This window comes from Pseudomonas sp. NBRC 111139 (assembly GCF_001753955.1).
Lineage (GTDB): Bacteria > Pseudomonadota > Gammaproteobacteria > Pseudomonadales > Pseudomonadaceae > Aquipseudomonas > Aquipseudomonas alloputida.
Genome location: NZ_BCBP01000007.1, coordinates 1 through 1,143 on the forward strand (window position 1 = coordinate 1; position 1,143 = coordinate 1,143).

Genomic DNA, 1,143 nt, shown 5'->3' on the forward strand with positions numbered 1-1,143 from the left:
CATAAGTACCGTTAAACCAATTATCATCGCAGGTCCAATGCTAGCAATGGGTAACCATACCCACGGATATGCAGAGGCCATGCCGACAAAAGACTCACTTACCTTCTGCCCCGCTGATTGCCCTAAAGCGGCAGTCCACCAGACTAACACAGGCCCCAAAAAAATAGGCACACGGCCAAGACTAAGCGAGCTGAAAAGCGAATGCGATTGGCCATTTCAAAAATCTCTAAATCAGTACGGGTAGCGGTGACGTGCCTTAGCACGCTTGTTGGCCAACTGGAGGATTTCAGGTGATGCGCACCAAAGGCCGAGAGCAGAAACTAATGCTGTCACCAGCGCAAGACCGAACCATTGGGAGTCCAGACAGAACAGAATGAGGGCAATTACGGTGCTCGCTCCCATTACCACTGTTTCTAAAGGTGCCACTTTGAGAGCAGCGACTACTTCATCCAATTGAGTTCTTTGCATTTACTTGTTCCGTGTTCAGTTCCTGGTGACTCGCGGCATCGCCGACACAGTCCGTATAAGGTCGGATCAGATCAATGATGCCTTCACGTTGCAACGACTGGTCGGCCATCAGTTGCTCATAGTCGCCGCACAGACCTTCCCTCGCGAAATACAGATCGATGCCGATAGCTGAATGCGTCTTCTCGACGGGAGTACAGCCGTAGAACTGCACAAGGGCTTTTGCAATACCACTGTTCCGGACCGAAGCCGATTCGTCCAGTTGATCCTCCGCCAAGAACTGGCAGTAGATCGCTGCCCGTGTTGGGTCGGTCGATGACGTCAAATATTCCGATTGGTCGCCCCGGTCGTAGTTATGAAAAATGCGGTAGGTTTTCTCGGTCATGGCCTCGTTTTCCTGCAGATCCGGGGGCAAAGTTGCCCCTCTCCTACGGTTACAGCCCAGCGAAGGCAGGGCTTGGATGTGCGCATCCCCATACAGTCAGGGCTACTCTCCTCGGGAGTGTTCGATGGCCCAAAAGGCTAAGCCTGTTAAGAATGACATGAAGATAACCAAGGCCACGACATATAGAAGTGTTTTTCCCATAGCGTGAACGGGGTCATCGAAAAAACAAATAGGTAATCCGATGAAACACGCAAGAAAAAGAAAAATGTTACTTCGCTTCATTCGCTCCATCT

At 50.9% G+C, this 1,143-nt stretch carries 3 protein-coding genes; all 3 read right to left on the bottom strand.

Annotated features, from left to right (window positions below):
- Positions 1-231 precede the first annotated feature (231 nt).
- Positions 232-468, bottom strand: a complete 237-nt coding sequence (locus BJQ17_RS30760) for a hypothetical protein (RefSeq protein ID WP_139139735.1) — start codon at positions 466-468, stop codon at positions 232-234.
- Complete coding sequence (locus BJQ17_RS00050) at positions 446-850, bottom strand: hypothetical protein (RefSeq protein WP_054925925.1); 405 nt, start codon at positions 848-850, stop codon at positions 446-448. The genes BJQ17_RS30760 and BJQ17_RS00050 overlap by 23 nt, the downstream gene beginning before the upstream one ends.
- 102 nt (positions 851-952) lie before the next feature.
- The coding region (locus BJQ17_RS31880) for a hypothetical protein (RefSeq protein ID WP_070095330.1) at positions 953-1,143 on the bottom strand (191 nt) is incomplete at its 5' end.

Excerpts from the sequence above, each read along its gene's own strand:
- BJQ17_RS30760 (WP_139139735.1), bottom strand. The coding sequence starts at position 468 with ATGCAAAGAACTCAATTGGATGAAGTAGTCGCTGCTCTCAAAGTGGCA.
- BJQ17_RS00050 (WP_054925925.1), bottom strand. The coding sequence starts at position 850 with ATGACCGAGAAAACCTACCGCATTTTTCATAACTACGACCGGGGCGAC.